Source organism: Ruegeria sp. BHSB172 (assembly GCF_059613165.1).
This window is the reverse complement of record NZ_JBXWRZ010000024.1, coordinates 13,762-31,316: the sequence shown is the minus strand read 5'-3', so window position 1 is coordinate 31,316 and position 17,555 is coordinate 13,762. Positions and strand designations below refer to the sequence as shown.

The window sequence follows — 17,555 nt, the reverse complement described above, 5'->3', positions numbered from 1 at the left end:
CTATCGGCCCCCGCACGATCGGCACATAGTGGCCGAGACACCTACCCGAGGTTTTACGATGGCTCATCCCACCTATTACGCGCCCTATGGCGGCCACCCCGGTCAGGATCAGTTGCTGACCGATCGCGCCATGTTCACCGAGGCCTATGCCGTGATCCCGCGCGGTACGATGCGCGACATCGTCACCAGCTTTCTGCCGTTCTGGGAGAAGACCCGGCTGTGGGTCCTGTCCCGTCCGCTCAGCGGCTTCGCCGAGACCTTTTCGCAATACATCATGGAGGTTCAGCCCGGCGGTGGCAGCGACCGACCAGAGACCGACCCGGCGGCGCAAGGCGTCCTCTTCGTGGTCGAAGGGACCGTGGTCCTGACCCTCGCCGGGCAGAAGCACGTGCTGGACCCCGGCGGATACGCCTATGTGCCGCCCGGATCCGACTGGGCGCTGCACAACCGGTCCGACGCGGTGGCGCGGTTCCACTGGGTGCGCAAAGCCTATCAGGCGGTGCCCGGCCTGCCCGCCCCCGACCCGATCATCACCAACGAGCGCGACGTGGCCCCCACCCCGATGCCCGGCACCGAGGGTCGCTGGGCCACCACCCGCTTTGCCGACCCGGCCGACCTGCGTCATGACATGCATGTCAACATCGTCACCTTCGAACCCGGCACCGTCATTCCCTTTGCCGAGACCCATGTGATGGAACACGGGCTGTATGTGCTGGAAGGCAAGGCGGTCTATCGGCTGAACCAGGATTGGGTCGAGGTCGAGGCCGGCGACTACATGTGGCTGCGCGCGTTCTGCCCGCAGGCCTGCTATGCCGGCGGGCCGGGGCGGTTCAGGTACCTGCTGTACAAGGACGTCAACCGCCACATGCCCCTGTCCGTGGCCGGGCGATAGCGAGAAATTCCCGCCCGAAACCGGCTTTCCCGGGCCGAGACTTCCCTCGGGGGCCGAAATTTGCTCTGATCGGGGCAGATTTCATGTGTTCATTCCCGGAGATTGCCCAATGAAACTGCGTAGATCCATTTTGACTCTGGCCACGATCGCGCCTCTCAGCGTCGCTGCCCCGGCCCTTGCAAACGAAGAAACCCGAACCGTATCGGTGATGAGCCGCACCTGGGCCGTCACCCAGGTGGCCGACGAACCGGTCGTGTACCGCGCCACCCGCGACAACAACAACCTTAACCCGTTCGGTCCGCCCCCGCGCCTGCGCACGCTTCAGGCCATCGCGGCCATCCAGCAAGCGACCGGGTGCAAGGTGATCCGGTCCAGCATGTACCAGAACATCTCGGGTCAGTTCTTCTCGCAAGTCAGCTGCCGCTGACATCCCTCCGAACGGGCATTGAGGTCGCCCCGGCGCCCTGCCATAGCTTGCGCATGAAGATTGCGATCAACGGATTCGGCCGCATCGGCCGCACGATCCTGCGGCAGGTCATGGCGCTGCCCGCCGGGTCGGATGTTCAGGTGGTGCTGATCAACGACATCGCGCCGCTGGAAACCTGTGCCTATCTGTTCCAATACGACAGTACCTTCGGCCCCTATGCCGGGACGGTCGCGGCCCGGAACGCCGCGCTGGTGGTGGATGGCGTAGAAATCCCCGTCACCAACAGCGAAGATGTGGCGCGGGTCGATCTGTCGGGGGTGGATGTGCTGCTGGACTGCACCGGCATCGCCCGCAGCTCGGACGTGGCCGCACGGGGGCTGCAGGCCGGGGCGTCAAAGGTTCTGATCTCGGGGCCGTCACCGGCCGCCGACACCACCATCGTTCTGGGCGCCAACGAAGACGTCTTGGGCGATGCTCGGATCGTGTCGAACGCGTCCTGTACCACGAATGCGCTGGCGCCGCTCGTCAAGGTGCTGGACGGCATCGGGGGCATCGCATCAGGGCACATGACCACGATCCATTGCTACACCAACAGCCAGCCGATGGTGGACGCACCGCGGGGCGATCTGGCGCGGTCGCGCGCGGGGGCGCTGTCGATGGTGCCCACGACCTCGAGCGCGACGCACCTGATCGACGTGGTGCTGCCGCATCTAGCCGGGCGCATCTCGGGCGCGGCGGTGCGGGTGTCGACGGCCAGCGTCTCGGCCGTGGACCTGGTGGCGACGCTGGAAACTCCGATGGACATCGACACCTTCACAGAACGGTTGCGACATGCGGTTGCCGAGTCGGCCGTTCTTGGCTGGACCGACATGCCCCTGGTGTCGTCCGACCTGCGGGCGCGGCCCGAGTCGCTGGTGATCGCTGGCCCCGAGATCCGCATGGTCGGCGACCGCCAAGTGCGGGTTTTTGGCTGGTACGACAATGAATGGGGGTTCTCGGCCCGGATGCTGGATGTGGCCCGGCTGATGGCGGGCTGACCCGGTCAGGGCAACCGCACCTCGTAAGGGGTGTCGAACCAATGCTCCTGAAGGTTGGTGCCGTCGCCGATGCGGTCGACCACGGCGAACAGGCCGGGCGCGTGCAGCGGCGTCAGCACGCCGTGCCATGTGCCGCGATGATAGTTCACGGCCTGCCCCGGCTGCGTCACGAAGGCCAGCGGCCTGCCCGGAACGCCATCTTCGTCCGGCGCGACGATCACCAGGAACGGCTGGTGGGTCATCGGAATGAAGGCCTGGCTGCCCTGAGGGTGACGTTCGACCATGTCCAGTTGATAGGGCAATGCCCGCGGGTTGGCGTCGAACAGGCTGATCCCCGCGCGCCCGTCCGCAAAATCCAGCACCGCTCGGTCATGGTATCGCCCGCACTGACCCTGGTTGATGATCTTGTCCGGCGCGCCCGAAACCTCGAGCACGTCGCCGAATGGCGCAAAGGCCTGGGCCGTCAGCGGCGCGATATGGATAACCAGGGTCATGAGGGCAGCAGGTCGCGCAGGCGAAACTCGGCGATGCGCTCGACCTGACGGCAGGCTTCGGCGAGCTCGGTCTCGCGGTCATTCTCGATGCGTCGCTGAAACGCCTGCAGGATCGAGGCCTTGTCGTGGTCGCGCACCGCGATGATGAAGGGAAAGCCGAATTTCCGGGTGTAACGCGTGTTCAGATTGGTAAAGGCGTCGCGCTCGGCGTCGGTCAGGGCGTCCAACCCGGCCGAGGCCTGTTCGGCGGTGCTTTCAGCCGTCAGGCGTTTGGCCTGTGCCAGCTTGCCCGCCAGATCCGGATGCGCGGTCAGAACGCCCAAGCGCTCCTCGGGCGAGGCCGAACGGAACACCCGCGCCAGCGCGTTGTGCAGCCCGCCCGCCGTATCGTGCGCCGGCCCCAGTTCCAGCGCCCAGGCGCGCTCGGCGATCCAGGCCGAATGTTCGAAGATGCCGCCATAGGCCGCCACGAAGGAGTCGCGGTCCATCTGCGAGGGGCGCGGGCGGCCCTGCGGCGGATGATGCGCGGCCCAGTGTTCGGCAATCTGTAACCGGGTCGCGAACCACACATCGGAAAAGCCGCGCGCATAGTCCAGAAACCGCTTCAGCGCCATCACCCGGCCCGGTCGGCCGATCAGGCGGCAATGCAGACCGATCGACAACATCTTGGGCGCGCCGGCCTGCCCCTCGGCATAGAGCGCATCGAAACTGTCGCGCAGATACGCAAAGAACTGATCGCCCGAGTTGAACCCCTGCGGCGTGGCAAAGCGCATGTCGTTGCAGTCCAGCGTATAGGGCACGATCAGCTGGTCGCGCCCGCCGGTGTGCACCCAATAAGGCAGATCGTCGGCATAGCTGTCGGCCACATAGGCAAACCCGCCTTCCTCGGCGACAAGCCGCACGGTGTTGTCCGAACACCGCCCCGTGTACCAGCCGCGCGGGCGGTCTCCGACCACCTCGGTGTGCAGGCGGATCGCCTCGGCGATCTGGGCGCGCTCCTCGTCTTCGGGCATGTCCTTGTGTTCGATCCATCTCAGCCCGTGGCTGGCGATCTCCCACCCGGCGGACTTCATCGCCGCCACCTGATCGGGCGAGCGCGCCAGCGCGGTGGCCACGCCATAGACGGTCACCGGCAGGTCGGCCATCAGGCGATGCAGCCGCCAGAACCCGGCGCGGGCGCCGTATTCATAGATGGATTCCATGTTCCAATGCCGCTGGCCGGGCCAAGGCGCGGCGCCCACGATTTCGGACAGAAACGCCTCGGACGCCGCGTCGCCATGCAGCACGCAGTTTTCGCCGCCCTCTTCATAGTTCAGCACGATCTGCACTGCCAGTTTGGCGCCGCCGGGCCAGTTCGCATCGGGCGTGGTGGCGCCATATCCGATCATGTCGCGCGGGTATCTGGGGGGCTGCATGTTGGGTTCCGCCTTTTGTTGCGACCATTCACTGGCTTTTTATTGCATGAAACCGCAAGGGATTATCAAATCAATCCGAACGCTGTTTCGGTTATTTGGCCGTTTCCTCGGGCATGGGTTTCGCCTCAGAATGCGGTCTATCCGTTTGCCAAATCCGCTGACGACCGGCAAGACTGCACCACGCAACAGGCAGGAGAGACCCGTGACAGGATACCTGACGACCCACGTTCTGGACACGGCCCGCGGCTGTCCGGCCCAAGGGCTGAAAATCGCGTTGTACCGCGTGTCGGGCAATTCGCACCGCAAGCTGGTCGAGATGCAGACCAACGCCGATGGGCGCACCGACAGCCCGATCCTGCCACAGGACAAGTTCCAAACCGGAACCTACGAGTTGATCTTTTTTGCCGGCGACTATCTGCGCGCCACCGGCCAGGCGGGAGCGGACCCGCTGTTCCTGGATCAGGTGCCGATCCGGTTCGGCATGTCCGATCCGCAGGCGCATTACCATGTGCCGCTGCTGCTGTCGCCCTACGGCTATTCCACCTATCGCGGCAGCTGAGAGCCTAGGCCTCGGCCCGGCGGACGACCGCGCCGATCCGGGCGATCACGAAATCCATGAACAGGCGCGCCTTTGGGTCCTGATGGCGGCGATGCGTGTACAGGCACGCCATCTGCACCGGAACGGGCGGCGTGTCCTGCGCCACCGGTACAAGACGGCCGGCCTTCAGATGCTCGGCCACTTCGAAGACCGGCTTCATCGCGATCCCCTGCCCCGCCAGTGCCCAATCGGTCAGCACGTCGCCATCATCGCACTCAAACCGGCCGGACACGGCAAAGCGTTTGGGGCCGTCGGGCGTCTGCAACAGCCATTGAAACTCGGTCGCGCCGGGATAGCGCAGGTTCAGGCATTCGTGCCGGTCCGCGATCAGATCAGCCCCCGATCGCGGCATGCCCCGGCGCGCGACATAATCCGGGGCCGCGCACAGAATGCGCTGACAATCGGCGATCTTGCGGATGCGCAGGGTGCTGTCCTCGGGCAGGCCGATGAAGAACGCAAGATCCAGCCCCTCGGTCGTCAGGTCCACCGAGCGGTCGGTCAGGCGCAGCCGCACGTCGATCTCGGGGTATTTGTCCAGAAATTCCGGCACTTGCGGCGCAATCAACCGCCGCCCCACCCCAAGCGGCGCCGCCACGAACAAGGTGCCGCGCGGGGCCTCGGTCAGGTGCATAACCTGCGCCTCGGCCTGATCGACCGCGTCCAGCACCGCCACCGCACCGGGATAGAAAGCCCGGCCCTGCTCGGTCGGCGACAGGTTGCGCGTGGTGCGCTGGAACAGACGCACGCCCAGATGATCCTCGAGCTGGGAAATCCGCGCCGATGTCACCGCCGGTGAAATCCGCAGATCGCGGCCCGCCGCCGACATGCTGCCCAGATCATAGACCCGGACAAAGGTGCGAATGTTGTCGAGATAGGACATCTTATCGTTTTTTTTGATACAGTTTGACAATATGCGGGAATACCGAAGAAACCACCACTTGCCTAGTGTGCGGGCAAACAATCGGAGAGCCATGGATGTTTGAGTTTGCCGTGTTCTGGGACTGGTTGGCCTTTGGCGTGCGCTGGCTGCATGTGGTCACCGCGATCGCGTGGATCGGGTCGTCATTCTATTTCATCGCGCTGGACCTCGGCCTGAACCGCGACATTCCCGGCCCGGCGGATGGCGAGGAATGGCAGGTGCATGGCGGCGGGTTTTATCACATCCAGAAATACTTGGTGGCGCCCGAACGGATGCCCGCTCACCTGACCTGGTTCAAATGGGAAAGCTATTCCACATGGCTCAGCGGCGCGGCGCTGCTGATGATCGTCTATTGGGTGGGTGGAGAGCTGTACCTGATCGACGCGCAAAAGGCCGATCTGGCGCTGTGGCAGGGCATCCTGATCTCGGCGGCGTCGCTGACCGTGGGCTGGCTGATCTATGATTTCCTGTGCAAATCTGATCTGGGCGAGCGTCCGACCCTGCTGATGCTGCTGCTGTTCGTTCTGCTGGTGGCAATGGGCTGGGGATACAACCAGATCTTCACCGGCCGCGCGATGATGCTGCATCTGGGCGCCTTCACCGCCACGATCATGACGGCCAACGTATTCTTCATCATCATGCCCAACCAACGGATCGTGGTGGACGACCTGAAAAATGGCCGCACCCCCGACCCGAAATACGGCAAGATCGCCAAGCTGCGCTCGACCCACAACAACTATCTAACTTTGCCGGTGGTCTTCCTGATGCTGTCGAACCACTATCCGCTGGCCTTTGCGACCAAGTACAACTGGATCATCGCGGCGCTGGTCTTTCTGATGGGCGTCACCATCCGCCACTATTTCAACACGCGCCACGCCCGGGCCGGCAACCCGACCTGGACCTGGCTTGTGACGGCCCTGCTGTTCATCGCCATCATGTGGCTGTCCACCGCCCCGATGCACGACCCGCTGGAAGAGGCCGAGGCGCAGCCGCTGACGCCCTATGAACAGAGGTTCGCCGAGGCCCCCGGCTTTGAGGCCGCCCATGACGTCGTTCTGGGCCGATGTTCGATGTGCCACGCGCGCGAGCCGGTCTGGGACGGCATCCTGTGGGCGCCCAAGGGCGTTCTGCTGGAAACCGAGGCCGACATCGCGCGCAACGCCAAGCAGATCTATCTGCAGGCGGGGATCAGCCACGCGATGCCGCCCGCGAACGTGACCTACATGGAGCCCGAGGACCGCTCGGCCATCGTCCGTTGGTTCCGCAACGCCGGGTCATGACAGCCGGCTGAAAATCCAGCTTGTCCACCCAATATTTCTGTCCCTTTCCCGCGCGCGATGTTCTAACATGCCGATCAAGGACGTTGCGGAGGCCGCATTTCGGCTGAAAAACCGCAATGCAGAACGGGTGGAGCCAATTGATGCGGGCAGGCAGGCGGAAGTGCAGTCTGAGGGGCTGGTTCATTGGCGCGGTGCTGGCCGTGGCCCCGCACAGCCTGCTTGCACTGGAAACCTCCCTGTCGGCGCCGGGCCTGCCGCCGGACGTTGTCAAGAAGATCGAAAACACGTCCTCGGTCATCACGGCCGAATCCCGGGGCCTGGACACACCTTTGGAGGTCTTTTCGGCCGCCCTGTCCGATTATCGAACCATCGTGCAGATCCTGTATGACGCGGGGTATTTCGGGCCTTCGGTCAGCATCAAGCTGGACGGGCGCGAAGCCGCTGACCTCAGCTCGGTGAACGTTCCGGCGCGGATCAACCGTGCGGTGATCTCGATCAATCCCGGGCCCGCGTTTTCTTTCGGAACCGCCGTCATCCGCCCCGTGGCCCCCGAAACCGACCTGCCCGAAGGCTTCGCCACCGGAAAGCGCGCCACTACCGGCGCGATCCATGATGCGGCGTCGGCCGGGGTGCAGGGCTGGAAAAACGCGGGCCACCCCAAGGCCGCCCTGTCCGATCAAGAGATCATCGCCCGCCACGCCCAAGCCCGGCTGGATGCTCGGATCAGGCTGGACCCGGGCCCACGCCTGCGGTTCGGCAAGATGCATATCGCAGGCGACACCGATGTCAGACACAGGTCAATCGAGAAAATCGCTGGTTTCCCTTCGGGCGAGGTCTATTCGCCGGACAAGCTGCAGAGAGTCGGCACCCGGTTGCGTCGCACCGGAACATTCAGCAGCGTTTCGATCGTCGAGCGTGAAACACCCAACCCCGACGGCACGCTGGATTTTGACGCCACCTTCGAGGACCTGCCCAAGCGCCGCCTGACCTTCGGGCTCGAACTCGCCTCGCGCGATGGGCTGGATCTGGCGGCCACCTGGACCCACCGAAACGTTTTCCGACGCGCCCAGCGTCTGCGGCTCGAAGCCGCGATCCGCAACATCGGCGGGTCCGAAGACGTCGATTACCGCCTGGGCCTGCGCCTGGACCAGCCCGACAGGCTGGGCCCCGACGACAGCACATTCTGGAGCGCGTTGCTGGAACGGCGCGACACCGACAATTACACCGTCTCGGCAGCGTCGCTGGTCTTCGGCGCACGTCGGACATTTTCAGACCGTCTCTATGCCGAAGCCGCCACGGGTTTCTACTACTCCGAAGCGGATGACGCCTATGGTACAGGCCGCAAATTCCGGTATTTCATCCTGCCGACCCGATCCGAATGGGATCTGCGCGACAGCAAGGTCAGCGCCACGCGCGGTTATTACCTTGACGCCCAGGTTATGCCGTTTGTCGGGCTGTCTGGAACCGATACGGGGATTCGGCTGTTTGTCGACGGGCGTGGTTATGCCAGCTTGGGCACCGGCGGACGGCTGGTGCTTGCCGGGCGCATTCAGCTGGGTTCGGTGATCGGCCCGCCGGCCGACGGGGTCACGCCCGACTTCCTGTTCTTCTCGGGCGGCGCGGGCACCGTGCGCGGCCAACCGTATGAAAGCCTGGGCGTGCCCGTCGGAACCGGAATCGCCGGTGGCAAATCCTTCCTGGGCCTGTCCGGCGAAGTCCGCGGAAAGGTGACCGAGAAACTGTCGCTGGTCGGGTTCTACGACTACGGTGCCGTGGACATCTCGTCCTTCGTTGGCAGCGGCGCCGAAACCCATTCGGGCGCCGGCTTGGGGGTCCGGTATGATCTGGGTGGGTTTGGGCCCCTGCGGCTGGATCTGGCCGTTCCCGTCCAGGGAGACACCGGCGACGGGCTGCAATTCTACATCGGGATCGGGCAGGCATTTTGACACGTCATCTTTCATATCCGCTTGCGATCGCCGCCCTGTCGCTGACTTTGTCGGGTCCCGTTGCAGCACAGGACTCGGACGGCGGTGGCATGCTGTCCGATTTCCTTCAGAACACCCTGTCCGGCGACAATCGCAACGTGCGCGTCGTGGGGCTGCAAGGCGCGCTGAGCGCCCGCGCCACGATCGAGGAGATCACCGTCGCCGATGACGACGGCGTCTGGCTGACCATCCGCAACGCCGAGCTGGACTGGAACCGCCTGGCCCTGATCCGCGGACGGTTTTCCGTGAACGCCCTTGCGGCGGAGGAAATCGAAATCGCCCGCGCGCCCGGCAAGACGACGTCGGATGAACCGACCGCCACAGCCGAGGCCCAGCCCTTTCAACTGCCGGAACTGCCTGTTGCCATCGAAATCGGAGAACTCCGGGTGGACAGCCTATCGCTGGGTCAACCGCTGATCGGCGTCGCGGCCACGTTGTCGGTAGACGGCAACCTGACGCTGGCCGACGGCACCCTTGACACCAAGCTGGGTATTGACCGACTGGACCGCCAAGGCGACCGGATCGCCCTGACCGCCGGGTTCCAGAACGAAAGCCGTCAGATCGACCTTGATCTGACCGTGTCCGAGGCGCCCGGCGGCCTGATTTCCCAAGCCCTGAAAATCCCCGACAGCCCGGCCATCGGGTTGACGGCCAAAGGGTCTGGGCCGGTCACGGATTTCACCGCCGATATCGGTCTGGGCAGCGACGGGATGGACCATGTCAGCGGCCAGATACGTCTGCGGGGACTCGAACAAACGCAAACCTCCGCACAGGACGGCATTGTCTTTACAGCGGATCTGGGCGGCGACCTCAGGCCGTTTCTTGCCCCCGAAATCGACCCGTTCTTCGGCGCGCGCACACGCCTGTTCATCGACGGACGGACATTGCCGGGCGGTGGGATGGAGGTCTCCAAGGCCGAAATCACCTCGCAGGCGCTACGCTTCGAGGCGCAGGTGAACCTTGCCGCAGGCAACGCCTTGCAGATGGCAGCCATTCAGGGCCGGATCACTCCGCCTGCCGGCGATGAGGTGGTTCTGCCCTTCGGCGGCGGGGATACCTCGGTGGGCGCAGCCCAGTTCTCGGCCCTGTTCGACCAGAAGAACGGCAACTACTGGGATCTCAGCCTGACCGCCAACGCAATCGATACGCCGCAGTTGCGCGTCGCTCGGGCGCGGCTGACGGCACAGGGCACTCTGACGCAAACCGCCGGCCTGGACCTCAGCGGCGATCTTCAGGCCTATTTGGGCGGTGTCGATCCAAACGATCCCGCCTTGAAGGCGGCGGTTGGCGACCAGATCACCCTGGATGGCCGGTTCGACTATGGCGCAGACCAGACGCTTGGGTTGTCGGGGTTCGAACTGGTCGGAACCGACTATGCCATGCGGGCCAACGCACAGATTAGCGGGTTGGCAAGCGGGTTGAAGGTCGACGGGACCGCCACCGCCGATGTGACGGACCTGTCCCGGTTCTCGGGCCTGGCGAAACTGGACTTGGGCGGACGGGCCAGCCTGCGTGTCGAAGGCGCGGGCTCGCCGCTGGAGGGGAGTTTCGACGGCAAGCTGACCGTTGAAGGGCACGACCTGTCCACCGGTCGCGACGACATCGACCCGGTGATCGCCGGAGAGACCGACATCGCGCTGGACGCGCGGCGCGATGCGGGCGGCATAACGATCCGCGCGCTCACCATCAACGGCGAGACCTTGACCGCGCAGGCCAGCGGAGACGTGACGACCCCCGGCGGCAATCTGACGCTCGACGGACAGGCCGAGGTGAGGGCTACCGATCTGTCGATATTTTCAGGCTTGGCCCAGCGCCCGCTGGCCGGCGCGCTGTCGGCGCGGGTGGATGGCAAGGGCGCGGTCCGGACGCTGGCGTTCGACGGCACCGCCAGTCTGGACGCCCGCGATGTCCGAACCGGGCTGGACCAGATCGACCCGCTGTTGACCGGCCGCGTTGAGGCGGCGTTCGACGGGGCGTACGGCCGCGACCGAATCGACATCCGGCAGGCAAGCCTGAACAGCGCCGCCGTGCAGGCCGAGATCGCCGCCACCATCGACGACCCGACCGGGAAATTGGTCGTTGATGGCCGGGCCAAGGCCGAAATCCCGGACCTGTCGTTGTTCGCGGCATTGGCGGGCCGCCCCGTGGCCGGGGCCGTTTCGGCAGAACTGTCGGGCAAGGCCGCCAGAGACAGCCGCACCTTCGACATTCGCGGAACAGTCAAGGCCGACGACATCCAGACCGGGGTCGCATTGGCCGACGCTCTGGTACCGGGTCGCACGACCCTGACCGTGGACGCGGCGAACGACGACCAGGGCCTGAACATCCGCACATTCCGGCTGGCAGGCACCGCGCTGTCGGCAAATGCCTCGGGTCAGTTGGACCGGGCATCCGGCGGGCTGAGTTTCTCGGCCGGTCTGGACGATCTGGCACGCATCTCGAACACGATTTCGGGGCCATTGAAACTGGATGGTAACGTGGCGCCCACGGCTTCGGGGCTGGAAGGGTCGGCGCGTCTGCAAGGGCCTGACAGCTCATTCGCGGCGCTTGTTGGCGCGGTGAATACGGATGGGTCCGCCGATCTGGACTTTGACGCCAGGTTCGACCGTATCGAGCGTTTCGCGCCGGACTTCCCGGGCAGCGTCACCGCCAAGGGAAATGCCCGGCGTGGCGATGGTGTCTGGACGATCGACGCCGCCGCAACCGGCCCGGCCGAGATCAACAGTACCGTCAAGGGCACTTATTCCGAGGCAGCAGGCACGGCCGACATCACCGCGCAGGGCGGCGTAAATCTTGGCATCGCCAATGCGTTCATTACCCCGAACAAGATCGAGGGCTCAGCCCAGTTCGATCTGGCCCTCAATGGCCAACCCTCGCTGGACGCGCTCAGCGGCTCGGTCACGACCTCGGAGACTTCGTTGGCCATCCCCACCGCCGGTCAAACCATTACCGGCATCACCGGCCGGATCGACCTTGCCCAAAGCCGCGCGACGATCGCGTTGAACGGCGGCATGCGGGCAGGCGGCGGGTTCACCGTCAGCGGCCCCGTCGATCTGACACCGCCCTTCAATGCGCAGATCACCACCGCGATCAACAACCTGGTGGTGACCGACAACCTGCTGTACGAAACCACGTTGAACGGACAGATCGCTATGACCGGTGCGCTGGCCCGCAACAGCACGCTGGCCGGGCAGATCACCTTCGGGGAAACCAACATCAACCTGGCAGCCGCCTCGGGGGCCGTCGGCGCCGCACCCATCCCGGTGATCGAGCATGTGGGTGAAAGCGCCGCCAGCCTCGTCACGCGCCAGCATGCCCAATTGGTCGAAACCGAGCGCACCCAGAAAGGCGAGTCCCGCATCGCGCTGGACATCAGCCTGCTTGCGCCCAAAAGCGTCTTCGTGCGCGGGCGTGGCGTCAACGCGGAACTTGGCGGCGCGATCTTCATCAGGGGCACCACCGCCTCCGTTGTGCCTTCGGGCCAGATCGACCTGATCCGGGGCAATCTGGACATTCTCGGGCGTCGGCTGGCCTTGACCAAAGGGATCGTCAGCCTGCAGGGCGACCTGAAGCCGTATATCGAATTCGTGTCCTCGGCCAGCACCTCGGACGGAACCGCGACCATCGAGATCGCCGGGCCGCTGGACGCCCCCGCCGTCGACGTGTTTTCCGACCCCGAACGCCCGGCCGAAGAGGCGCTGGCCATGTTGCTGTTCGGCAACCGGTTTTCCGAGCTTTCGCCCTTCGTGATCGCGCAGATGGCGGCCTCGCTGGCGCAGCTCAGCGGTGCGGGCGGCGATGCCACCAAAGGCGTGCGCGACGCGACAGGGGTTGATACCGTCGATGTCGGCGCGACCGAAGGCGGTGGCGGGCGGCTGGGTGCCGGCGCCTATCTGAGCGACAACCTCTATACCGATTTCACCGTGAACACCGAGGGCGATACCGAGGTGAACCTCAACCTGGACGTCACCGACAATATCACCGTGCGCGGCACGGTGGATGGCAAAGGGGAAACCGGGATCGGCATCTTTTTCGATCGCGATTACTGAAGGCCAGTATCGCGGGGCCCGTCAGGATCTTCGGATGCCGATCGGCTGCCCGATTTGCGGCGCGGCCTCCAGACCCGCGTGATCGGCCATGATCCGGGCCAGACGCGCTACGGCCCAGTCCGGGTAGGGTTCCGACCGACCTGTTGTGTGGCTGACATTCATGAACAGGGCCTCTTGGGTGGCACAGACCACGCCATCCTCGGCCGACACCATCTTTGCAAAATAGTGACCACGCTTGTAATCGGCGTCCAGCATCCGAAACCGGAACACCAGTGCCTCTCCCTCGCGAACCTCGCGCAGGAAATGCAGATGCGACTGCAGGATGTACGGCCCCTGCCCCAGCGCCGCGACCTGCGGTTCGCCCAGGCCCAGATGATCGACCAGCAGACGTTCGAAGGCCAGATCGAACACCACGCCGAAATACCCCACATTCATGTGGCCGTTATAGTCGATCCAGTCGGGCCGGACCGAAAAACCGGTGATTTCGACTGGTGCGGGGTACGGGCCGTCATGGCCGCCCAAAGGCTCGGATTGCGGGGTCATTGCGCGCTGTCCTCCTCGAAGATCGCCACCGCGCGGACGAACCCGGCCGAGGCGCCCTTAATCTTGAACGGAAAGCAAGAGATCTCGAACCCCGTGGGCGGCAGGCTTTCCAGATTGGTCATCTTCTCCATGTGGCAATAGCCGATCTCCATCGACGCGCGATGCCCCTCCCAGATGATCGAGGGATCATGGGTTTCCGCGTATTCCTGCGCGGTCAGCGGAAAGGGCGCGTCCCAGCTCCAGGCGTCGGTGCCGGTCACCCGTACGCCGCGCTCGGTCAGGTATAGCGTGGCCTCACGCCCCATTCCGCAGCCTTTCATCAGGTAATCCGGCTGGCCATAGCAGGTGCCGGCGGAGGTGTTGACCACGACGATATCCAGCGGTTGCAGGTCATGCCCTATCCGCTTCAGTTCGGCCTCGACATCGGCGGCGGTGACGACGTAGCCATCCTCGAAATGCCGGAAATCCAGCTTCACGCCCGGGTTCATACACCACTCCAGCGGCACCTCGTCGATGGTGATCGCCCGCTCGCCCCGGTTCATGGTCGAGTGGTGGTGGTACGGCGCATCCAGATGGGTGCCGTTGTGGGTGGCGATCTGCAGCCGTTCGATGGCCCAGCCCTCGCCGCCGGGCAGGTCCTCTTTCTTCAGGCCGGGGAAAAATGCCATCACCTGCTCGGCCGTCTCGTCGTGGCTCATGTATTCGATCTGCGGCAGCATGATCGGTGGGTCCGACACGATGCCGGTTTCCAGCGGGACGGACAGATCGACGAAACGGCGGGCCATGAACTCCTCCGGGATTGCGCGGCTCAAGGGTTGGCTGGCTGCAAGCATCTGTCAAGCCAAGAAAAAGGCGGGCACGCTGGCCCGCCTTTTCAGGGTTTTGGTGAGTGGTTGCAGGCTCTACTCGGCCGCGATGGCGTCCTCGATCTTTTCGACACGGATGGCCGAGAACTTGAACTCGGGGATCTTGCCATAGGGGTCGATTGCCGAGTTGGTCAGGATATTGGCCGCCGCCTCGACATAGGCGAAGGGGATGAACACCATGTCCTCGGCGATCGCCCGGTCGGCGCGCACCATGATCTCGATCGAGCCGCGCCGGGTGGTGAGACGCACCATCTCGCCCGGCTCGATCCCCATCAGCTTGAGCGTTCGCGGGTTCATCGAACAGTTCGCCTCGGGCTCGACTGCGTCCAGAACCTTGGCGCGACGGGTCATGGACCCGGTGTGCCAGTGTTCCAGCTGCCGCCCTGTGGTGGCGATCATCGGGAATTCCTCGTCCGGGGCCTCATCCGGGGGGATGATGCTGGCCGGAGTGAATTTCGCACGGCCATCGGGGCGCGGGAAGCCGTCGCCGAACACGATGGACTGGCCCGGATCGGTCTCGGACAGCGACGGATAGGTGATGCTCTCGGTCTCGAGCCGCTCCCATGTGATGTTGTCCAGCGACGCCATGGTCAGCTTCATCTCGGCAAAGACCTGCGAGACATCCGTGTAATCCCAGTTCAGCCCGATGCGCTTTGCCAGATCGACGGTGATCGCCCAGTCCTCGCGCGCATCGCCCGGCGGCGGCACCGCGGGGCGCACGCGCTGCACTTGGCGGTTGGTGTTCGACACCGTGCCGTTCTTTTCATACAGCGCCGAGGCCGGCAGGATGATGTCGGCATAGTTCGCCGTTTCGGTCAAAAAGATGTCCTGCACGATCATCAGGTCCAGCTTGGCCAGCGCCTCGCGGGCGTGGTTCACGTCGGGGTCGGACATGGCCGGGTTTTCGCCCAGGATGTACATGCCCTTAATCTTCCCCACATAGGCGTGGTCGATGATCTCGGTCACGGTCAGGCCCTTCTCGTTCGAGAAATCGCCCGAATTCCAGACCTGACTGAACTTGGCTCGAACGGCGTCGTCGGTGACCGACTGGTAGTCGGGCAGGAACATCGGGATCAGGCCGGCATCCGAGGCCCCCTGTACGTTGTTCTGTCCGCGCAGCGGGTGCAGACCCGCACCGGGCTTGCCCACATTGCCCGTCATCAGCGCCAGCGAGATCAGGCAGCGCGAGTTGTCGGTGCCGTGGATATGCTGGCTGACGCCCATGCCCCAGAAGATCAGGCCCGCATTCGCATTGGCGAAAATCCGGGCCACGCGGCGCAGTTGATCGGGCTCGATGCCGCAGATCGGCGCCATCTTCTCGGGCGTGAACTGGCGCAGGTGCTCCTTCTCGGCCTCCCAGTTCTCGGTCCAGCGATGGATGTACTGGCTGTCATACAGCTCTTCCTCGACGATCACGTTCATGATCGCGTTCAGCATCGAGACATCGGCACCGGGCCGGAACTGCAGCATCTCGGTCGCGAATTTGCGCATACCCACGCCGCGCGGGTCCATCACGATCAGCTTGCCGCCGCGTTTGGCGAACTGCTTGAAATAGGTCGCCGCGACGGGGTGATTCTCGATCGGGTTGGCGCCGATGATGATCGCCACATCGGCATTTTCGATCTCGTTGAAGGTCGCGGTCACTGCGCCCGAGCCCACGTTCTCGATCAGCGCCGCCACCGACGAGGCGTGGCACAGCCGCGTGCAGTGGTCCACGTTGTTGTGGCCAAAGCCCTGCCGGATGAACTTCTGGAACAGATAGGCCTCTTCGTTGGTGCATTTGGCCGAGCCAAAGCCCGCCGCGCTGCGCGGATCCTCATCCCGCAGCTTCATCAGCCCCTTGGCGGCCAGGTCCAGCGCTTCGTCCCAGGTCGCCTCGCGGAAATGGGTGCTCCAGTCGGCGGGATCGACGTTCAACCCCTTGGGCGGCGCATCCTCGCGCCGGATCAGCGGCTTGGTCAGGCGGTGCGGGTGGTGGATGTAGTCGAACCCGAACCGGCCCTTGACGCACAGGCGGCCTTCGTTGGCGGGACCGTTGATGCCCTCGACATATTTGACCTTGCCGTCCTTGACCTTGAGGCTGACCTTGCAGCCCACGCCGCAGAAGGGGCAGACGCTTTCGGTCTCGGAGTCGTAATCCTTGCTGTCGCCGCGCTGCTGGTCGTCCAGCACGGTGGCGGGCATCAGCGCGCCGGTCGGGCAGGCCTGAACGCATTCGCCGCAGGCCACGCAGGTCGACTCGCCCATCGGGTCGTTCTGGTCGAACACCACCTGCGCGGTATGCCCGCGGCCGGCCATGCCGATCACGTCATTCACCTGCACCTCGCGGCAGGCGCGGACGCAGAGGTTGCAGTTGATGCAGGCATCCAGATTGACCCGCATCGCCACATGGCTGTCATCCAGAAGCGGGATCTTCTCGGGCTCTTTCGCCGGAAAGCGGCTGTCGCTGACATCGTTCAGCCTGGCCATGTCCCAGAAATGGCTGGAGGCATCATGCGGCTGCTCTGGCTGGTCGGCCACCAACAATTCCATCACCAGCGCGCGCGATTTCTCGGCGCGGTCGGTGTCGGTTTTGACCACCATCCCTTCAGCCGCCGGGCGGATGCACGAGGCGACCAGCGTCCGCTCGCCCTCGACCTCGACCATACAGGCGCGGCAGTTGCCGTCGGGGCGATAGCCCGGCGCGGGCTTGTGGCACAGATGCGGGATGACCAGACCCTTGCCGTTGGCCGCTTCCCAGATCGTGGTGCCCTCGGGTACCGTCACGTCTTCGCCGTTCAGGTTGAAGGTGACGGTCTTGGTTTCGCTTGCGTCAAGCATCGCCAAATTCCTTCTTAAGAACCGCAAGAAGCTCGCGTGCCGATTTTTCGTCAAACTGCAGTGTTTGGCTCAACTTGTCGGGTATTTCCCGGTTCACAGACCCGTAGGTGTTAAGCTGCAAAACCTTTTTGCCATCACTTTCAGAAACCAGGTACTTGCAAGAAACCTGCGTAGGATGAAGTGAACGAAAGTTTCTCTCGTCTTTTTCAAGGTGCGTCACTAACGCCATC

General features: G+C 64.4%; 14 protein-coding genes. 7 read left to right on the top strand and 7 right to left on the bottom strand.

Annotated features, from left to right (window positions below; all coding sequences use genetic code 11):
* Window positions 1-58 precede the first annotated feature (58 nt).
* The 3 genes from AC2FM3_RS11955 (at window position 59) to AC2FM3_RS11945 (ending at window position 2,356) form a co-directional block, all read left to right on the top strand.
* Entirely contained in the window at window positions 59-892 is an 834-nt protein-coding gene (locus AC2FM3_RS11955; RefSeq protein WP_496682026.1) for a bifunctional allantoicase/(S)-ureidoglycine aminohydrolase, read from the top strand.
* Window positions 893-1,001: 109 nt separating this feature from the next.
* Window positions 1,002-1,319 carry a hypothetical protein gene (locus AC2FM3_RS11950; RefSeq protein WP_496682025.1) on the top strand — a complete coding sequence of 106 codons (318 nt, stop codon included), beginning with the start codon at window positions 1,002-1,004 and terminating at the stop codon, window positions 1,317-1,319.
* Window positions 1,320-1,372: 53 nt separating this feature from the next.
* Complete coding sequence (locus tag AC2FM3_RS11945) at window positions 1,373-2,356, top strand: type I glyceraldehyde-3-phosphate dehydrogenase (RefSeq protein ID WP_496682022.1); 984 nt, start codon at window positions 1,373-1,375, stop codon at window positions 2,354-2,356.
* Window positions 2,357-2,361: 5 nt separating this feature from the next.
* Here AC2FM3_RS11945 and AC2FM3_RS11940 read toward each other — a convergent pair whose 3' ends face one another.
* Together AC2FM3_RS11940 and puuE are read right to left on the bottom strand one after the other, a co-directional pair.
* Window positions 2,362-2,850 carry an ureidoglycolate lyase gene (locus AC2FM3_RS11940; protein WP_496682019.1) on the bottom strand — a complete coding sequence of 163 codons (489 nt, stop codon included), beginning with the start codon at window positions 2,848-2,850 and terminating at the stop codon, window positions 2,362-2,364.
* Window positions 2,847-4,265 carry an allantoinase PuuE gene (gene puuE, locus AC2FM3_RS11935; RefSeq protein ID WP_496682017.1) on the bottom strand — a complete coding sequence of 473 codons (1,419 nt, stop codon included), beginning with the start codon at window positions 4,263-4,265 and terminating at the stop codon, window positions 2,847-2,849. The genes AC2FM3_RS11940 and puuE overlap by 4 nt, the downstream gene beginning before the upstream one ends.
* A 202-nt stretch (window positions 4,266-4,467) precedes the next feature.
* On the opposite strand from puuE, the gene uraH reads away from it, so the two are divergent.
* On the top strand, window positions 4,468-4,824 hold the full coding sequence (gene uraH, locus AC2FM3_RS11930; protein WP_496682016.1) for a hydroxyisourate hydrolase: 357 nt from the start codon (window positions 4,468-4,470) through the stop codon (window positions 4,822-4,824).
* A 4-nt stretch (window positions 4,825-4,828) separates the two neighbouring features.
* Here uraH and AC2FM3_RS11925 read toward each other — a convergent pair whose 3' ends face one another.
* Entirely contained in the window at window positions 4,829-5,743 is a 915-nt protein-coding gene (locus AC2FM3_RS11925; protein WP_496682014.1) for a LysR family transcriptional regulator, read from the bottom strand.
* Between the two features lie 95 nt (window positions 5,744-5,838).
* On the opposite strand from AC2FM3_RS11925, the gene AC2FM3_RS11920 reads away from it, so the two are divergent.
* The 3 genes from AC2FM3_RS11920 (at window position 5,839) to AC2FM3_RS11910 (ending at window position 13,096) form a co-directional block, all read left to right on the top strand.
* On the top strand, window positions 5,839-7,062 hold the full coding sequence (locus AC2FM3_RS11920) for a urate hydroxylase PuuD (RefSeq protein ID WP_496682011.1): 1,224 nt from the start codon (window positions 5,839-5,841) through the stop codon (window positions 7,060-7,062).
* 140 nt (window positions 7,063-7,202) lie between these two features.
* Entirely contained in the window at window positions 7,203-9,008 is a 1,806-nt protein-coding gene (locus tag AC2FM3_RS11915) for an autotransporter assembly complex protein TamA (protein WP_496682009.1), read from the top strand.
* A complete protein-coding gene (locus AC2FM3_RS11910) occupies window positions 9,005-13,096 on the top strand; it encodes a translocation/assembly module TamB domain-containing protein (RefSeq protein ID WP_496682006.1) in 4,092 nt (1,363 codons plus the stop codon). The genes AC2FM3_RS11915 and AC2FM3_RS11910 overlap by 4 nt, the downstream gene beginning before the upstream one ends.
* 21 nt (window positions 13,097-13,117) lie before the next feature.
* On the opposite strand, the gene AC2FM3_RS11905 is transcribed toward AC2FM3_RS11910, so the two are convergent.
* The 4 genes from AC2FM3_RS11905 to AC2FM3_RS11890 all read right to left on the bottom strand — a co-directional run bounded on the left by AC2FM3_RS11905 (window position 13,118) and on the right by AC2FM3_RS11890 (window position 17,554).
* Window positions 13,118-13,639 (bottom strand): thioesterase family protein, encoded by a 522-nt coding sequence (locus AC2FM3_RS11905; protein ID WP_496682003.1) that lies wholly within the window; start codon window positions 13,637-13,639, stop codon window positions 13,118-13,120.
* Window positions 13,636-14,424: a cyclase family protein gene (locus AC2FM3_RS11900; RefSeq protein WP_496682002.1), complete on the bottom strand. Its 789-nt coding sequence runs from the start codon at window positions 14,422-14,424 to the stop codon at window positions 13,636-13,638. The genes AC2FM3_RS11905 and AC2FM3_RS11900 overlap by 4 nt, the downstream gene beginning before the upstream one ends.
* Before the next feature lie 117 nt (window positions 14,425-14,541).
* Window positions 14,542-17,325 carry a formate dehydrogenase subunit alpha gene (gene fdhF, locus AC2FM3_RS11895; protein WP_496682000.1) on the bottom strand — a complete coding sequence of 928 codons (2,784 nt, stop codon included), beginning with the start codon at window positions 17,323-17,325 and terminating at the stop codon, window positions 14,542-14,544.
* Window positions 17,318-17,554: a hypothetical protein gene (locus tag AC2FM3_RS11890; protein ID WP_170364886.1), complete on the bottom strand. Its 237-nt coding sequence runs from the start codon at window positions 17,552-17,554 to the stop codon at window positions 17,318-17,320. Before AC2FM3_RS11890 ends, fdhF begins: the two co-directional genes overlap by 8 nt.
* Window position 17,555: the final 1 nt, after the last annotated feature.